The following is a 16,130-nucleotide window of genomic DNA, read 5'->3' on the forward strand; positions in this document are numbered from 1 at the left end:
GTCTTGTCGCTCGGTGCCTTCCTGGCCGCCCTCCTTGGCGCATCCCATCCATTCGGCGTCGCTTCCGGCAACGCGGGGTGCCGGCCCTGATTGGAGGACCGGCGCGTGGCGCTCACGCGCGACGCAATCGGGGTCTCGCTGGCGCATCGCGGACGCTGCACAGGATGCCGTTACGCCAGCCGCGATTCCGTGCCACGGCGAACGCACGCGTGCGCGACCGGTGCACGCGGCGACTGCGAACCCGTTCACATTCGAGGGTGACGTGAACTAAATCAGGGCCGCCGGTGGACCCGCCTGCGCAAGCGTCACGCGATCCCGGCCTTCGATATCCGGCACGCTCTGCACTGCGATGAAGTTTGCGGCGGTGAGCAGCTCGCGGACACGCCCAGCCTGGTCGCGGCCGTGTTCGAACAGCAGCCAGCCCTGCGGTTCCAGGTGCGCGTGCGCGCACGCGCAGATTTGCCGTATCGCATCCAGACCATCGGTGCCGGAAGCGAGCGCCGACATGGGCTCGTAGCGCAAGTCCCCTTCACCGAGGTGCGGGTCGGCTTTCTCGATGTACGGCGGATTCGAGACGATCAGATAGAAACGCGCGCTGCCGAGCGCAGCGCACCAGTCGCCCAGAGCGAATTCGACATTCCCGATGCCCAGACGCTCGGCATTCGCGCGCGCGATCGCAAGCGCGGCCTCGCTCACGTCGGTCGCCAACACGCGTGCGCGTGGCCGCTCGTGGGCGAGCGCCAGCGCGAGCGCCCCGGATCCGGTGCCGAGATCGGCGATCGCCACTGCCGCGTCCGCCGGGATCTTCGCCAGCGCGAGATCGACCAGCAATTCGGTTTCGGGCCGCGGGATCAACACGGCCGGCGTGACCGCGAGATCCAGCGACCAGAACTCGCGCCGCCCGGTCAGATAGGCAACCGGTTCGCCGTGCCGACGCGCCTCGACGAGGCCCTCGAACACCGCACGCTGCACGAGGTCGGGCTCGAATTCCGGCCACGCGAACAGCCATGCGCGCGAACGGCCGAGCGCGTGTGCGAGCAGCAGCTCCGCTTCGAAGCGCGCTTCGTCGCCGCCGATCCGTGCCGCGGCAGCGACGAGCAATCCGCGCACATTGGTCACGACTGTGCAGGCGCCTGCGGAGGTGGAGGCGGCACGTCGACGACGGGTCGGGGAGCGCTGCGCCAGTAGCCTCCGCGCGTCCACGCCGCGAACGCGCCACGCAACCAGCCGACCAGCGCGCTGGCCAGCCACAGCGCCCAGACCAGCATCGCGATCTTGTAGACCCATAACGGCACGCTGACTGCCCGAGCGACGGGCAACACATCGGCGCTGCGGTCGGCGAACCAACGCAAAGCCAGCGCACTGGAACCGTTGCCCGTCACGTGCATGTCGGGACTGCCGAGCAGGCCCTGCTGGATCGAAGCGAAAAGGCACAGCAGCGCGACGAGAGTGAGCGTCGCAAGGCCCACTTGCACGAGATTGAATACGCGCGCCGATTGCAGCGTGGCGCGTGCACGCCAGTCGAAAGCAAACAGCCACGCGACGACGATCAGCAGGGCCAGCCACGAGAATGTCGAGAAGCCCAGTCCAAGCAGCATCCATTGCCAGGTTTTCAGCGATGTGCGCCGAGTGCGCGCCAACGCGAACGCGATCAGCAGCATGACCGCGAGCTCGCTCCAGTACAGCACCGCCGGACCCGCCGCCGGTCCACCGGTTGCGAGCAGCCAGCGGTCCTGCGGCAACTCGATGCCCAGATCGATGTTCGCTGCCGGCGCGCCGAGCGCGATCACCGGGGTAAGCGCGACGAGACCTTGCGGCACGTTGTTGCGGAAGCGCAGCTCGAATGTCTGCGTGCCCGGCACGATCGGCAGGCTCAGCTTGCCGCCTTGCAGGCGCAGGTTCAGCGCCTCGCCGTTGCGGCCGACGCCCAGCACTTCGGCGTCGGCCGGCAACGCGACCACCTGCTCGCCGCCCTGGCTCGCACGGATCGTCAGCAAGAGCGTCGAATCCGCGGCGCGCTGGCCCGGCGCATACGTCAGGCGCGCGGCATCGATCGCGCGTGTCGCGCCCTTTGCAGGTTCCGGTTGCGTCACCTTCAGCGTCAGGCTTTCTCCGGGCAGCGGGTGGAATTCGAAGTTGCGGTAGTCGTGCGTGTCTTCGCCGGATCCGATCGCGACGCCCGGTACACCGGAGAATTCGACATGCCAGGTCGGGCTGACCAGAACGTGCCAGACCTCGGTCCGATCCGTCAGCGGCGGGGCCGTGAGGGTCAGCGCTTCACCCTTGGCCAGCGTCGAATCCCACCGGACCTCCTTTTCACCGTCGGCGATCGCGGCCGTCACGCGGGCATCTTCGACCTTGAAACCCGCACTCGTCACATGCTCTCCGGCAAGTACGGGCACGGTGATCGCGAAGCCGCCCTCCTTCGGTGCAAGTCGCGTCGCGGTGGTTGTCGCCGTCCAGTCGAGGCCGAGGCTCAGCCGGCGCCCGATACTCACGAAGGGCGCGAACTGCTGTGCGCCTGTCGTCGCGGACGCGTTGCCGTTCTCCCGGATGCGCACCAGGGTCAAGCTCTCGGTCAGCAGGCGATCGTCACCGATTCCGCTCGCTTCCCAGCCGTCGCCGCTGAACTGCGCACGCATCGGCTTCAGCGGAAATGCCAGCGCGACCTTGTCCGCTGCGACGACGAAAACCAGCTCGACGCGATGCACGCCACGCGGCAGCGCAAGCCAGAGCTTGCCGTCACTGCGCGCGGCGCCATCCTGCGCCACGCCGTCGAGCGTCAGGCTGCGCAAGGCGAGGTTCTTCTCGTCGAAAGGCAGCGGCAGCGCGATGCGCTCGGCCGAATGTGCCTCCAGCGCGACGCGGACTTCACCCGCACGCGCGTCAACTTCGGCCTTCGCGATCGAGCCGCAGATCGGCGCGCATTTCGGCGCCGCAGTCAGGTGTGTGCGCAATTGGTTGAGCAGATTGTCCGGCGGGAAGGTCTGCGCCTGCGCCGGCGCGGCCACACCGATTGCGGCAAGCCCGATCGCAGCACCAAGGGCAGCCGCGGCCGCCGGCGTTGCACGATCGCGCGTCGTGAGCGATGGCTGCAGCAGCCGTACGATCAGCCACGCCAGCAGCGCGACCAGAACGATGCGCAACAGGCGCACCAGCCAGGGTGGTGCGATGAGCAGGCGCACGTCCTGCGCCGGCAGCACCGGTCCGCTCCAGCTGAGCTCGTAACGGCGGCCCAGATTCCAACCCGGCTCGCCCGCTCCGGTCTGCACGACCGTCGACTCGCTGTAGTGACCGATGACGTCGCTGCGACGAATGTTCGGGCCCGACACCGTGATCACCTCGAGCTTCTGGTTGCCCGTGCTGCTCGGGTACGTCTCCGCGCGGTCGCGCGTTTCGACCTGTGGAGCATTGGACTCTTCCCGCGCAGGCGCAGGAGGCGGTGCCGGCTTCGACATCGGCGCAACCTCGACCGGCTCCGGGGCCGGCGCCGCAGGAGCCCGGATGGCCTTGCGTGCGGCGCCCACGTTCTCCTGGGCCGCTTCAAAGACGTAACCGCCCTGGTCTTCGAGTTGCGGATGCAACGCGTAGCGCAGCTGGTCGGCGACGAACGGCAATGCCGCGAGCACAAGCAGGAGCAGAGCCGCGCGTTGCAGCCACTGCGCCGCAAGCACGAGGCGGCCGTTCGGCAACGCGCGTGCGATCAACGTCAAGGCGATGGCAGCGAGCAGGCTCCACAGCGGCGCACCGCCTTCCTGGTAACCGAGCACGAGGTAACCCGCGGCGATCACTGCACCGAGCCAGCCTGCCCAGCGCCAGGCGAGCAGCACCAGCATTGCCGCGATGAACACATCGAGCAGCGTCCATTGAGAAATCCAGCTGCCAACCGCGCGATCCGCACCCGGTGCAGCGAGCAACTTGTAGCCGTTCGGCAAATGGAGCGTCGTGGTCACACGATCGAACGTGTCCAGCCAACCGGCGATCGGCAGCCGTGCGCTTGCCGATGCGATGCGCAGGCCTGCGTCAAGGTCGACCGCGGGGGTGCGCCACTCGACACCGCTGAGTTCCGGCTTCGCACCGCGAGTGACCAGCAGCGCTTCGTTGTTGCGACGGCCATCGCGGCCGATCGCGTCGGCACGCTCGAGTGCGAACGGCGCCGACACATCGAAGCGCCAGCCCTGCAGCATTGCGCCGCGCACGCGATCGTGGGCAAACCAGCCGGCACCATCGAAGTCGAGCCGCATCTCGCGGTCGAGGGTCAGCCGGTTGCGATCATCGGCGGCGAGACCGCGCGAGCGCTCGTCGATCTTCAGCACGGCCGCGTCGGCCAGCGCGAATGCCGGCAGGTCGTACCACTCGGACGGCACCTGCGCCTGGCGCGGATCGACCTGCACCGCGCCCGTTGCCGAAGTGACGCGCAAGCGTGGTGCGGCGGCATAGCTCCATATTTCCTGTTTCGGCCACGGCGATGCCGGCAGGTGGGTGGTGATCCCCATCAGCGGTGCAGTCGCGCGCGCTTCCAGCGTCAGCGTGACGTTGCCGGGCTGCACGCGCACGCGCAAGCGGCCGTCCGCATCAAGCCGCGCCGGCCAATCTCCGTTCAGCGCCAGCGGCGCAAACCCCTCCGGCAATGCCGGCCCGATGATCTCCTCGCGCGCCTGGCCCGACGCGTACATCTCGACTACCGTCGTCAGCGTGGCCGGCACACCATCGCCGAGGCGGCGATAGACCCGCAATTCGAGGCTGTCGGCTTCAGGCGTGCCTACACTGGCCCGACCCAGACTGAGTTCGTCACCATCGCGCTGCACCGGCGCGACAGGCTTTCCGTCGACGCTGAGCGCAACCAGACCGACGGCCTGCGGTACGCGCAGGGATTGCGGACGATCGCGCCACGGAATGCGCGCGCGGATCTCGTGGCTGCCGGCGGCAAGGCGCAACACGGGCCCGCCACGATCGAGAACGGCGGCGGGTTGGCCGTCGACACTGACCTGCTGCGGCCAATGCTCGGCATCGCCCGGCAGGGCAATCCACGAATCCGCATCGACGCGCCAGTGTTGGCTGAAACTCGCTCCAGTAGCGTCGGCACTGAGTGCAAGCATGCCTGGCCATGCGCAAAGGAAGTCGCCAACCGCGTTGCCGGGCTTGCCGGCAATCAACGGGCAGGCGCGGAATTCCTGGCCCTGCATTACCCAGCTGCGCCAGGGTTCGAGCGCCGCAGGAACGGGCGATTCGGCGTGCGCGATGACAGCCACGAACAGGCACGACGTCCAGCACAGGCGGCGCAGAAATTGACGCATGGTGTCTCCTCGTTGGCGGTGGCGACGTGCAACGTGCGGGCAGTCGCTGCGGGGTTGCCCGGTCAGCGCGCCAACATTCTCCAGCCCTGTTCGAGACTGGCAAGCACGAAGCCCATCAGGAAGAACAGGTAGCTGTAGCGCAGGTACCGGTATTTGCGACGCGCGAGATACCAGCCGATCGAGTAGAGGTCGTTCGCCATCGTCCGGTAGACCGAACCGTCCGGCTTCATCGCGCGTGCGATTTCCTCGAGAAAGCGCTCGCGCGACATTTCCGCGAAGTGACCGAAGAACAGCAGGTTGAAGTCATGCGGCAGCACTTCGCCGTCGAGCTTCAATGGACGATGCTTCGGCAGTACGGCGAGGATCGCCAACAGCAAGGCGATCAACGTGAAGGTCGCAAGCGTGATGACCGATACACGCAATTCGGGATCGGCTAGGCGACCCAGCGACAAGGTCAGCACGATCGAGGAGACCGTGATGATGATGTTCGCCTTGGTGTCCGCCATGCTCGACAGCGCGACGTGGTGTTGCTGCGCCGTGCGCAGCATCGCATCGCCGGTGTTGCGCTCGGGAACACGCGCGAAGGATTCCGCTGCCGAGTGTTCGTCCATTGCCTGCCCCGCCCATCTGCCGTTGCGGGGCATCTTAGCAAGCACGCTGCCGCCGCCGTGCGCCGGCGACAGGCAAGCATGCACACCTCACCCGAGGATGTGGATGGGCGCTCCGTCCCGATGGGACGCGGGGCTGCGCCGATCAGTTCGCGCGGGCCCCAACGCCCTCCGCACGCGTCTCGAGCCAGGACGACAGCGCCTTGGCACCGGCGTGTCCACGCAATGCGTCGCACTGACGGATGCCTTCCAGCGTCTGCCCGAGGCCACGGTCCCCGCCGATCAGTTGCCCGATGTGCGGCGCAAAGAACGCCGACAGTTCGTCGGCTTCCTGCGTGCTGCAACGCGCCCCCGCCACGCTGCGCGGCAGATACGATTGGGCGAATGCGGGCAGGCGCGCGCGGTAGGCGTCGAAGTGGGCCTTCAGCCACGACCACATCGCCCCACGGTTCTCCGGCTCCTCCATCTGCGCCTCGTACAGGCGCGACATCTCGCCGATCTGCACTTCGGAGCTCAGGCCGAAATCGCGCGCGCGTGCCGCCTGCGACGGATCGCGCGTCGCGCCAAGCGCGGCGAGCAGCGCATAGCGTTGTGCGGTATCGCGGTTGCGCGCGAATTCGTTCCGGGTCGCATCGAACGCCGCCGCGCCGCCGTCCTGCACCGCGACCTTGAGCGCGGTCTCCAGCAGGTCCGGATCGGCCTTCGCGAGGTCGGCCTTGCCGCCATCGAGACCCAGCGCGGCACGGCCTTGGCTTCCAAGCTCGGCGCGCACCGAAGGATCGCGCACGGTCATCGCCAGGAATTCGGCCAGCCGCCGGCGCAGCGCGATCACGGTACCCGCGTCGCCATCCCGGCGGCGATAGCCGAGCTTCTGCATGGGCGTCGCGTAGAGCTGCGTCGCGTACGCGTCCAGCGTGGTTCGTGTGTGTGCGTCCGCGAGATGATCGCGGATCCACTCGAATGGGCCGAGCAAGGCGGTCGCGACCTGAGGCATCTCGGAGTCCGCCAACGCCGGCATTGCATCCAGTACGGCAGCGGGGTCGAGCGTTCCACGCCGGAACGCGCCGGACAGCGCATCGGCATAGACGATCTGCTCCGCCGCGCCGAGCTTCGGCGCGGCGACACCCAGCCTCGCGAGATCCGCCGGTGTGGATTCGAAACGGTAGTAGCCGCGCGCATCCGCATTCGGCAGGTACCAGTCCGGACAGAGGCCAGCGATTTCAAAGCGCTGCTCGGGCCCATCGAGCAGGAAACACTGCACCTCCGATTTCCCGCCACGACCGAAACGCGTGCAGACGGGAATTCCCCAGCGCGGCAGGTCCTTCGCGAGCACACCGTAGGGCAGATAGCGCGACTGCTCCAGCGCGAGCGACGCTTTGCCGTTTTCGCAGGTCAGCTCGCTGTGCACCAGCGGCACGCCTGGCTGGTCTAGGAAGCTGCGCATCGCGGTCGCGAAGGTATCGCCCTTGCCGCTCGCTTCGGCGAGCGTCGCGATCAGATCGTCCGAACTGCCGCTGCCGAACGCATGTCGCGCGAGATAGGCGCGCATGCCCTTGCGGAACGTGTCCTCGCCGATCCAGCGTTCGAACATCGCGAGTACGCTCGCGCCCTTCTGATAGGTGATGCCGTCGAACGCGGTCTCGATGTCGCCGCGGCCGAGGATCGGCTGGCGGATCTTGCGCGTGCTCAGCAAGCTGTCGCTCTTCATCGCGCCGAGGCGGGCTTCGAGCGCTTCGAGATCGGCGTGGTACTCGGGCTTCAGCGCAATGGTCGCCTTCGCCTGCGCCCAGGTCGCGTAAGCCTCGTTAAGCCAGATGTCGTCCCACCACGGCACGGTGACGAGGTCGCCGTACCACTGGTGCGCGATCTCGTGGGCCTCGATATTGAACACGCTTCGGTAGCGATCGGCCGGCGAATGCTCGTCGATCAGAAGATACGCATCGCGGTAGATGATCAGCCCGGCGTTCTCCATCGCGCCGGCTGCGAAATCGGGCGCGCCGAGCAGATCGAGCTTGTCGAACGGATACGGCTGCGCGGTGTAGTCCTCGTAGAACTTCACGATCTGCGGCGCGACGCGCAGCGCCCAGTCGAGCTTCTTCGCGCTGCCGCGCGGGCCGATGCCACGCAGCGGAATGGCAGTCTTGCGCACCGCATTCGGGGCGATCGGCGGCGCCTCGACCACATCCCATGGCCCGACCGCAAACGCGACGAGGTAGGTCGGCAACGGCCTGGTGGTCGCGAAGGTCAGCGTCTTCCACTGCGCATCCTTCGAAACTTCTTCGCGCAGCTGACACGTGTTGGCGACCGCGACGTCCTTTTTGGGAACCGTCAGCACGATGTCGAACGGCGTCTTGAAGCGCGGCTCGTCGAAGCCCGGAAACGCGAACCGCGCGCTGACCGGTTCCATCTGCGTGACCGCGTAGCTGTCGTCACCGACCTTGACCTTGTAGACGCCTTCGAGCTGGCCGTTGAACGGCGCGTTGTAGTCGAACGCCAGCTCGATCTCCTGCGCGGGCAGCCTGTCGGCGAAGCGGACTTCGAGCACGCCGCTGTCATTGTGCGCGACCGCCTTGGCGTCAGTCGTCTTGCCGGCAGCGTCAGTGACGCGCGCCCGCTCGATCGCGATCTGCTGTGCATGCAGCCAGACGTGATCGGTCGCCTTGGCGAGCTTGACGCGGATACGCGTCTCGCCGCTGAAGCGATCCGCGCGCGGATCGACGGTGAAATGCAGTGAATAACGTTGCGGCGTCACGTCGGTCGGCAACTTGCCGGTCGGGACGGTGTCGGCAGCATTCGCGCATGCGGCCAGCGAGGTTGATGCAACGATCAGCAACAGCACCGCGCGGATCAAACGGGGCATGGACGAGACTTCCACAGGAGGAGCGCACACCTAATCACGCCACGCTCGTGTCCGCAATGTGCGACTGGTCACGACGATGGATGGCCCCTCCCCCGGAATGTATCCGGAGGAGGAGGCTTCCCTGGGAACGAGCTCGCGGGCCTGCGCAGTTTTGCGAAGGCCTTCCTACTCGACGGTCAAATGGTACGTGTACGTCTTGTTGTCGCCGAACGTATTGGTTCCGAACACCACGATCGTGTGCTGGCCCCGATCGAGCGGCTTGAACATCATGTAAAAGCCGTCGAGCAGCGTCTGCTGCGGCAAGCCGGTGATGCACGAATCATGCGCCTGCAGGCTCAGGTCGCTGGTGAGATCGAATACATCGTTGGAAATGTAGCGGTAGGCGAGCACACCGCTGAGCGGCTGGCCATCGAGCGAGACTTCGAGTGCATTGACGCTGTTCATCACCGGATTGTCGTCCTTGACCAGAAAATCGTAGAGCGACTGACCCGGTGCGGGCTGCCAATGGGGAAGCGCAGGACACGGGTATTCGTCGGTGTCATGTCCGATGTCCAGAAAGATCGCCTTGTGGTGCGGAACGGTGCAAGTCCGGACCCCGCTGAACACAGACGGGCCGCCGATCGGTGGAATGAACCAGACCGGGCCCTGCTGGTCCAGCGCACAGAACTCGCCGGTCTGGTCGTAGAACGGGTTCTGCGCCAAGGGTATCGAACGCAACCACTGGGCTTCGCTCTGTGCCCAGTCCGTCATGCTCCGACCGAACGGGCGCGCATCCTTGGCGAACAGCACCGGGTTTGGGTTGTGACTGCCTTCGCGATGGTCGGGCGCGTCTGCTGCAGGCGACAGCTGCGCCACGGCCGCGCAGCAGGTGGCAACGAAGATCGCGTATGAGATCTGACGCATGTGAGTCTCCTCTGGGATGGGTTGTTGCGCGACCAGCTTGGCGAGCCGTGCGTCGCGTCGGGAGCTCCACTTCTGCGACGGTCACTGGTCCGGTTTCGTCATTGCCCGTATGCGCCGATGGGACCTGACCGTTGCACTCGATCCTGCGCGCGAGCAGCCGCTGTTCCTGCAGCTCGCGAGCGCGATCGCCGAGGACATCCGGCGCGGGCGGCTGAAATCCGGCGATCCGCTTCCGGGCTCGCGCGAATTGGCCGAGTGCCTGGGCTTGAACCGCAACACCGTGATTGCCGGTTACGGCGAACTTGTCGCCGAGGGCCTGGTGCACACGCGCGTCGGCGGCGGCACCTTCGTCGCGCAGTCAATGGCCATGCCGGACAGGCCGCCGTCCCTGCCGATCGAGGCACCGACCTACGCACTCTCACCGCCGCTGCGTTCCCCGCAACCCAATGGCGCGCTTCCGCCAGGCGCGCTGATGATGTCCGCCGGTTTGCCGGATGTGCGCCTCTTTCCAGCGCGCGCGCTGGCACGCGCATTCCGGCGTGCCATCGAACACCGCGGACGCGCGTTGCTGACCTACGCGGATCCCGGGGGCCACAGGCGGCTGCGTGCCGAACTCGCGACCATGCTTTCACGCACACGCGGCCTTCTGGCGACGCCGGAAAACACCATGGTCACGCGCAGCATCGAACAGGGCATCGACCTCGTCGCGCGCACGCTGCTCGCGCCGGGCGATGTCGTCGCCGTCGAAGCATTCGGTTATCCGTCAGCGTGGAGCGTGCTGAAATTGGCGGGCGCACATCTCGTTCCACTGCCGCTCGACGGCGACGGCCTCGACCTCGACGCGCTGGAGACGTTGCTCACACGCGAGCGCGTGCGCGCGGTATTCCTGACCCCTCATCACCAGTTTCCGACCACCACCGTGATGTCGCAGGCAAGGCGCGCGCGACTGGCCGAGCTCGCGCTTTCGCACGGCTTCGCGATCATCGAAGACGACTACGATCACGAGTTCCACTACGCCGGCCAGCCGATACTGCCGATCGCCGCCGGTGCGGGTCGTGCCAACGTTGTCTATGTGGGCTCGCTCGCGAACCTGCTGGCGCCGGGGACGAGCACGGGCTTCGTGGTAGCGCCGCCACTGGTGTTCAAGCGCTTGCTGAACCTGCGCGCCGCCAGCGATGCGCGCGGCGATGCGGCCATGGAATGTGCGATTGCCGAGCTGTTCGAGGACGGTGAGCTCCTGCGCCATGCGCGGCGAATGCGGCGCATCTACGCTACCCGGCGCGACACTTTGGCAGCCGCACTATCGCGCCATCTGGGTGGCGCCATCAGCTTTCGCGTTCCCGATGGCGGCATGGCAATCTGGGTACGCATCAACGACGCCATCGATGTCGCCGCCTGGGCGCGCGCTGGCGAGAGTGAGGGCGTGATATTTCACGGTGGACGCAGATACGATCTGCTCGAGCGCGACCAGCCGTTCATGCGACTCGGCTTCAGCTATCACGACGAAGCGGAACTGGAAGAAGCGGTGCGGCGCATGGCGCACGCACTGACCCGGATAAGTTCACCCCGCACAAGGGGTCTTGCGACAGCTGGCATGGATACCCCGTGCGCGCTCCCAGGCCGGGACCGGTCGCGTCCCGGAGATACTCGGACGCAGGCAATCCGCGAGAAACGCGCGTAGCGCGGTCGCTGTCGACGCACTTCGCGGATCCGGTCCCGCCTGGCGGCGGGACACGTTCCAATGACGTCGGATTCGAGCTGTCTCAGGCCGCCGCAGCGAGCGCGTGCGCGGCCGCCTCGGCCTGTTCGACAGTCACGGCAACCGCGTGCAGCACGGCCGCGATACGCACCGCGCTCTGCATCGCCTGCGCCGGCACGTTGTGCTTCTGCAACGTCTTCTCGTGCGACTCCATGCACATGCCGCAACCGTTGATCGCGGACACCGCCAGCGAGGCGAGTTCGAAGTCGATCTTGTCGCAGCCGGGATTGGCCATCACGTTCATGCGCAGGCCGGCGCGCAGCGTCGCGTACTCCTCGTTGCCGACGAGGTGCGTGAAGCGGTAGTAGATGTTGTTCATGACCATGATCGCAGCGGCCGAGCGCGCGCCGTTCGCTTCGGCTTCGCTCAGCGTGCCGGCGAACTGCGCGGCGATCGCGCGGGTCAGCGGTTCATGGCGCGACGCGATCGCGCTTGCCAGCGCGATGATCGCGATCTGTTTCGGATTGAGGCCCGCTGCACCCGACTCGCTGAGAACGGAATCGAGATTGAGGCGCAGGTCCTTCGCGTAGTCGGGCAGGCGGCCCTTGATGGCATCGAGATTCATGGAAGTCTCCGGAGAGCGCCCGGCCACTCGGACCGGGGCGCATTTCGAATAGGTGGGCGACGACTGCGGGAGTCGTCGCCCAGGCCGACATCGCGAGGGAGGGAGAGGAGCGATGCCGACCGAAAGGTGGGCGGGGTCAGCCCGCCCGGGCGTACAACATGTAGACGATCAAGCGGCCTTCAACGTCGCTTCGCCCTGCTTCCAATTCGAACCCGCCACGCTGCGGGATGCCATCGGGCATCCCGCGACGGGTTCGGAGGAGCCAGGGAAGGCGACTGGAAAGCGCACCGTGGGACGGTTACGCCGCTTTCAGCGTCGCTTCGCCCTGCTTCCAGTTGCACGGGCAAAGCTCATCCGTCTGCAGCGCATCGAGCACGCGCAGCACCTCCTGCGGATTGCGGCCGACGCTGCCGTCGGTCACGTAGGCGAAGCGGATGATGCCTTCCGGGTCGACCAGGAAGGTCGCGCGCTTGGCCACGCCCTCTTCCTCGTCGAGGATGCCGAGCGCGCTCGACAGGCGCTTGGCGGTGTCGGCCAGCATCGGGAACGGCAGGTCGTGCAGGTCCTTGTGGTCCTTGCGCCAGGCCAGATGCACGAATTCGCTGTCGGTGCTGGCGGCGAGCACCTGGGTATCGCGATCCGCGAACTGCTGGTTCAGGTCGCCGAAGCCCTTGATCTCGGTCGGGCAGACGAAGGTGAAGTCCTTCGGATAGAAGAACACCAGCAGCCACTTGCCCTTGTACGTCGTGTTGGTGATCGGGAAGAACGCCTTCTCGACGCTCTCGGTGGAAACGGTGGCCTTGAGGTTGAAGTCCGGGAACTTGTCGCCGACAGTCAGCATGAAGAACTCCTTGGGAGTGGGTGGTGAGAGGGCTGGGTTGCGATGGGGTGGCGCTGGACCGCGCCGACGGTGAACAAGATAAAGGCTGGAGAGCGATCATTCAAATCGATTGTTGATATTGTTTCGATAGGATGCTTCAATCGCATTCGCCATGAACCTGCGTGACCTCCGTTATCTGGTCGCCCTCGCCGAGCACAGGCATTTCGGCCGTGCTGCGTCGGCGAGCTTCGTCAGCCAGCCGACCCTGTCGACGCAGATCCGAAAGCTCGAGGAAGAGCTCGGCGTCGCTCTCGTCGAACGTGCGCCGCGCAAGGTGCTGCTGACCGAGGTCGGCCGCGAGATCGCGCAGCGCGCACGCGAGGTGCTCAATGAAGTCGAGCAGATCCGCGCGGCGGCGCGGCGCACGCGCGATCCGGAATCGGGCACGGTGCGCCTCGGCATCTTCCCTACGCTCGGGCCTTATCTGCTGCCGCACGTGGTGCCGACGATCCGCACGCGCTTCCCGCGTCTCGAGCTGCTGTTGACCGAGGAGAAGACCGAGATCGTGCTGAAGCAGTTGCGCGAGGGGCGCCTCGACGCCGGCATCCTCGCGCTGCCGATCCACGACGACCAGCTGCACCAGGAATTCCTGTTCGAGGAAGACTTCGTGCTCGCCGTGCCCGAAGGCCACGAGCTCGCGACGCACTCGACCCTGAAGCTCGGCGATCTCGCCGACCAGAACCTGCTGCTGCTCGAGGACGGCCACTGCCTGCGCGACCAGGCGCTCGAGGTCTGCCAACTCGCCGGCGCCGTCGAGCGCAGCGGCTTCCGCGCCACCAGCCTGGAGACCTTGCGACAGATGGTCGCGGCCGGCGTCGGCATCACCTTGCTACCGACGCTGGCGGTGAAGCCGCCGGTCGCGCCATCGGCCGATATCCATCTGGTCGAGTTCCGCGGCCGGCCACCGAGCCGGCGCATCGCGATGGTCTGGCGCAGGAGTTCCGCGATCGCGCCGTTCCTCAAACGCCTGGCCGAGGTGTTCCAGTCCCTGCCGCGCGAACTGCTCGCGCGCTCGGCATCGCAACCCGCGCGCAAGCGCCCGCACGCAGCGGCGGTCGCGCGCACCTGAGTGCATCGGCAATGCCGGGTTTTGAGAAAGCCGGCGCGATGGGCCATCGGTTTGCGATCCTGCATGGACGAATCCACCTGCACCTGCATGCTGCGCATCGTCGAAATCAGCTACCAGCCAGAGTCCAGAGGTCATCTGCATCGCCGAGCAGCGATAGGATCGTTCTATCGCTTCGATCACAACTATCGATTTCCTTATGCAACAGGGCGGTGCTAGGGTCGGGAGCGGAGCGCCATCGGACCGGCGCCGGGAATCCAAGTCAATCGACGAGGTGACACCATGAGCAACCTGAAAGGCAGCCGCACCGAGAAGAACCTGAAGGACGCGTTCGCCGGCGAATCGATGGCGAACCGCCGCTATCTGTATTTCGCGCAGAAGGCCGACGTAGAGGGCTACAACGACGTGTCCGCCGTATTCCGCTCCACCGCCGAGGGCGAGACCGGCCATGCGCACGGCCATCTCGAATACCTCGAGAATGTGGGCGATCCGGCGACCGGCCTGCCGTTCGGCGGTACCGTCGCGAACCTGAAGAGCGCGATCGCCGGCGAGACCCACGAGTACACCGACATGTACCCGGGCATGGCGAAGGCCGCACGCGAGGAAGGTTTCGGCGAGATCGCCGACTGGTTCGAGACGCTGGCCAAGGCAGAACGCTCGCACGCGAACCGTTTCACCAAGGCGCTCGGCGAAGTCGGCGGCTGAGCCGCGCGCGCCAACTGCAGGAACGAAAACCGCTCTTCGTAGGAGCGGCTTCAGCCGCGATGCAACTGCACGTGGTCGCGGCTGAAGCTCCTTCTGCGCGGTTTGCTGCATGCCCGTTTCCCCCGGGAGTCGATCATGGCCGAGCCCATCAGCAGCACCCGTGAAGGCAGTCTCGACGCGCCGACCCGGCATCCGCTGGACTGGAAGAACCCCGAGTTCTACGACCAGGGCGCGCTCGACGCGGAACTCGAACGCGTATTCCAGATCTGCCACGGCTGCAGGCGCTGCGTCAGCCTGTGCAACGCATTTCCTACCCTGTTCGACCTGGTCGATGAATCCTCGACGATGGAAGTCGACGGCGTCGCCAAGTCCGACTACGCGAAGGTCGTCGATCAGTGCTACCTGTGCGACCTCTGCTACCAGACCAAGTGCCCATACGTGCCGCCGCATCCGTGGAACGTCGACTTCCCGCACGTGATGCTGCGCGCGAAAGCGGCGCGGCATAAACGCGGCGAGACGAAACTCGCGGCGAAGATCCTGTCGAGCACGACCGCAGTCGGCAAGCTCGCCTCGATCCCGGTCGTCGTCGACGTCGTCAATGCGACGAACCGCGCGAAGCTGACGCGCAAGCTGCTCGACAAGGCGCTCGGCGTGCATCCGGATGCCCGGCTGCCCACCTATCACGCCGACACCGCGCGGCGTCGGCTCAGACATTTCGATGCCGGACATGCCGTCGACGTGAAACCGGCCGGCCGCACGCGCGGCAAGGTCGCGCTGTTCGCGACCTGCTACTGCAATGTGTCGCAGCCGCAAGCCGTCGAAGATCTCGCCGCGGTGCTTCGCCACAACGGCATCGCCGTGGAGCTCGTGCAACGCGAAGTCTGCTGTGGCATGCCCAAGCTCGAACTCGGTGACCTCGACAGCGTCGCCCGCTACAAGGAGAAGAACGTCCCGGTGCTCGCCGCCGCAGTGCGCGACGGCTGGGACATCACGGCCGCGATTCCTTCCTGCGTGCTGATGTTCAAACAGGAGCTGCCGCTGATGTTCCCCGAGGATGCCGACGTGCAACTCGTCAAGCGCCACATCTTCGATCCGTTCGAATATCTCTGGCAGCGCCACCAGGCCGGCCTGCTGAACACGGAATTTCCGAACGCGCTCGGCAAGGTCGCCTGGCACGCGCCCTGCCACCAGCGCGTGCAGAACATCGGCCCGAAGACGCGCGACGTGCTCGCGCTCGTTCCCGGCACCGAGATCACGGCGATCGAGCGCTGCTCCGGCCACGACGGCACCTACGGCGTGAAGCGCTCGACCTATGCAATCTCGCGCAAGATCGCGAAACCGGTCGAGGATCGCATCCGGCAGGCGGCGCCGGACCACTTCGCCAGCGACTGTCCGATGGCCGGCTCGCATCTTGCGCACGGGCTCGGCGACCGGCCCGCCGCGGAAAGCCCGATCAGCCTGCTGCGCCACGCCTACGGAATCTGACC

At 66.5% G+C, this 16,130-nt stretch carries 11 protein-coding genes; 4 read left to right on the forward strand and 7 right to left on the reverse strand.

Annotation, left to right across the window (positions count from 1 at the left end):
* Positions 1 to 267: 267 nt before the first annotated feature.
* From prmC to ABD002_RS18050, 5 genes are all read right to left on the reverse strand, one after another.
* The gene (gene prmC / locus ABD002_RS18030) at positions 268 to 1,119 is read right to left on the reverse strand and encodes a peptide chain release factor N(5)-glutamine methyltransferase (RefSeq protein WP_343793679.1); all 852 of its coding nucleotides are present in this window, start codon (positions 1,117 to 1,119) and stop codon (positions 268 to 270) included.
* Positions 1,116 to 5,297, reverse strand: a complete 4,182-nt coding sequence (locus ABD002_RS18035) for a hypothetical protein (protein WP_343793682.1) — start codon at positions 5,295 to 5,297, stop codon at positions 1,116 to 1,118. The genes prmC and ABD002_RS18035 overlap by 4 nt, the downstream gene beginning before the upstream one ends.
* Positions 5,298 to 5,359: 62 nt before the next feature.
* Positions 5,360 to 5,908 carry a Pycsar system effector family protein gene (locus ABD002_RS18040; protein WP_343793684.1) on the reverse strand — a complete coding sequence of 183 codons (549 nt, stop codon included), beginning with the start codon at positions 5,906 to 5,908 and terminating at the stop codon, positions 5,360 to 5,362.
* A gap of 142 nt (positions 5,909 to 6,050) precedes the next feature.
* Positions 6,051 to 8,765, reverse strand: coding sequence for a M1 family metallopeptidase (locus ABD002_RS18045; RefSeq protein ID WP_343793687.1), 2,715 nt, complete (start codon positions 8,763 to 8,765; stop codon positions 6,051 to 6,053).
* A 165-nt stretch (positions 8,766 to 8,930) separates the two neighbouring features.
* Positions 8,931 to 9,668: a hypothetical protein gene (locus ABD002_RS18050; RefSeq protein WP_343793689.1), complete on the reverse strand. Its 738-nt coding sequence runs from the start codon at positions 9,666 to 9,668 to the stop codon at positions 8,931 to 8,933.
* Between the two features lie 109 nt (positions 9,669 to 9,777).
* Between ABD002_RS18050 and pdxR the strand changes: the two genes are divergently transcribed.
* Positions 9,778 to 11,349: a MocR-like pyridoxine biosynthesis transcription factor PdxR gene (gene pdxR, locus ABD002_RS18055; protein WP_343793690.1), complete on the forward strand. Its 1,572-nt coding sequence runs from the start codon at positions 9,778 to 9,780 to the stop codon at positions 11,347 to 11,349.
* 82 nt (positions 11,350 to 11,431) lie between these two features.
* Here pdxR and ABD002_RS18060 read toward each other — a convergent pair whose 3' ends face one another.
* Positions 11,432 to 11,992 (reverse strand): carboxymuconolactone decarboxylase family protein, encoded by a 561-nt coding sequence (locus ABD002_RS18060; protein ID WP_343793691.1) that lies wholly within the window; start codon positions 11,990 to 11,992, stop codon positions 11,432 to 11,434.
* A gap of 298 nt (positions 11,993 to 12,290) precedes the next feature.
* Positions 12,291 to 12,833: a peroxiredoxin gene (locus ABD002_RS18065; RefSeq protein WP_343793693.1), complete on the reverse strand. Its 543-nt coding sequence runs from the start codon at positions 12,831 to 12,833 to the stop codon at positions 12,291 to 12,293.
* A 151-nt stretch (positions 12,834 to 12,984) separates the two neighbouring features.
* Here ABD002_RS18065 and ABD002_RS18070 point away from each other — a divergent pair, with 151 nt between their 5' ends.
* The 3 genes from ABD002_RS18070 (at position 12,985) to ABD002_RS18080 (ending at position 16,128) form a co-directional block, all read left to right on the forward strand.
* Positions 12,985 to 13,941 (forward strand): LysR substrate-binding domain-containing protein, encoded by a 957-nt coding sequence (locus ABD002_RS18070; protein WP_343793696.1) that lies wholly within the window; start codon positions 12,985 to 12,987, stop codon positions 13,939 to 13,941.
* Positions 13,942 to 14,220: 279 nt separating this feature from the next.
* On the forward strand, positions 14,221 to 14,643 hold the full coding sequence (locus ABD002_RS18075) for a rubrerythrin family protein (protein ID WP_343793698.1): 423 nt from the start codon (positions 14,221 to 14,223) through the stop codon (positions 14,641 to 14,643).
* A 135-nt stretch (positions 14,644 to 14,778) separates the two neighbouring features.
* A complete protein-coding gene (locus ABD002_RS18080) occupies positions 14,779 to 16,128 on the forward strand; it encodes a heterodisulfide reductase-related iron-sulfur binding cluster (protein WP_343793700.1) in 1,350 nt (449 codons plus the stop codon).
* Positions 16,129 to 16,130 lie beyond the last annotated feature (2 nt).

The sequence above is a fragment of the Dokdonella soli genome, from assembly GCF_039523175.1.
GTDB lineage: Bacteria > Pseudomonadota > Gammaproteobacteria > Xanthomonadales > Rhodanobacteraceae > Dokdonella_A > Dokdonella_A soli.

Coding starts and splice junctions, on each gene's coding strand:
- ABD002_RS18035 (WP_343793682.1), bottom strand. CDS start 5,297: ATGCGTCAATTTCTGCGCCGCCTGTGCTGGACGTCGTGCCTGTTCGTG.
- ABD002_RS18040 (WP_343793684.1), bottom strand. CDS start 5,908: ATGGACGAACACTCGGCAGCGGAATCCTTCGCGCGTGTTCCCGAGCGC.
- ABD002_RS18045 (WP_343793687.1), bottom strand. CDS start 8,765: ATGCCCCGTTTGATCCGCGCGGTGCTGTTGCTGATCGTTGCATCAACC.
- ABD002_RS18050 (WP_343793689.1), bottom strand. CDS start 9,668: ATGCGTCAGATCTCATACGCGATCTTCGTTGCCACCTGCTGCGCGGCC.
- pdxR (WP_343793690.1), top strand. CDS start 9,778: ATGCGCCGATGGGACCTGACCGTTGCACTCGATCCTGCGCGCGAGCAG.
- ABD002_RS18060 (WP_343793691.1), bottom strand. CDS start 11,992: ATGAATCTCGATGCCATCAAGGGCCGCCTGCCCGACTACGCGAAGGAC.
- ABD002_RS18065 (WP_343793693.1), bottom strand. CDS start 12,833: ATGCTGACTGTCGGCGACAAGTTCCCGGACTTCAACCTCAAGGCCACC.
- ABD002_RS18070 (WP_343793696.1), top strand. CDS start 12,985: ATGAACCTGCGTGACCTCCGTTATCTGGTCGCCCTCGCCGAGCACAGG.
- ABD002_RS18075 (WP_343793698.1), top strand. CDS start 14,221: ATGAGCAACCTGAAAGGCAGCCGCACCGAGAAGAACCTGAAGGACGCG.
- ABD002_RS18080 (WP_343793700.1), top strand. CDS start 14,779: ATGGCCGAGCCCATCAGCAGCACCCGTGAAGGCAGTCTCGACGCGCCG.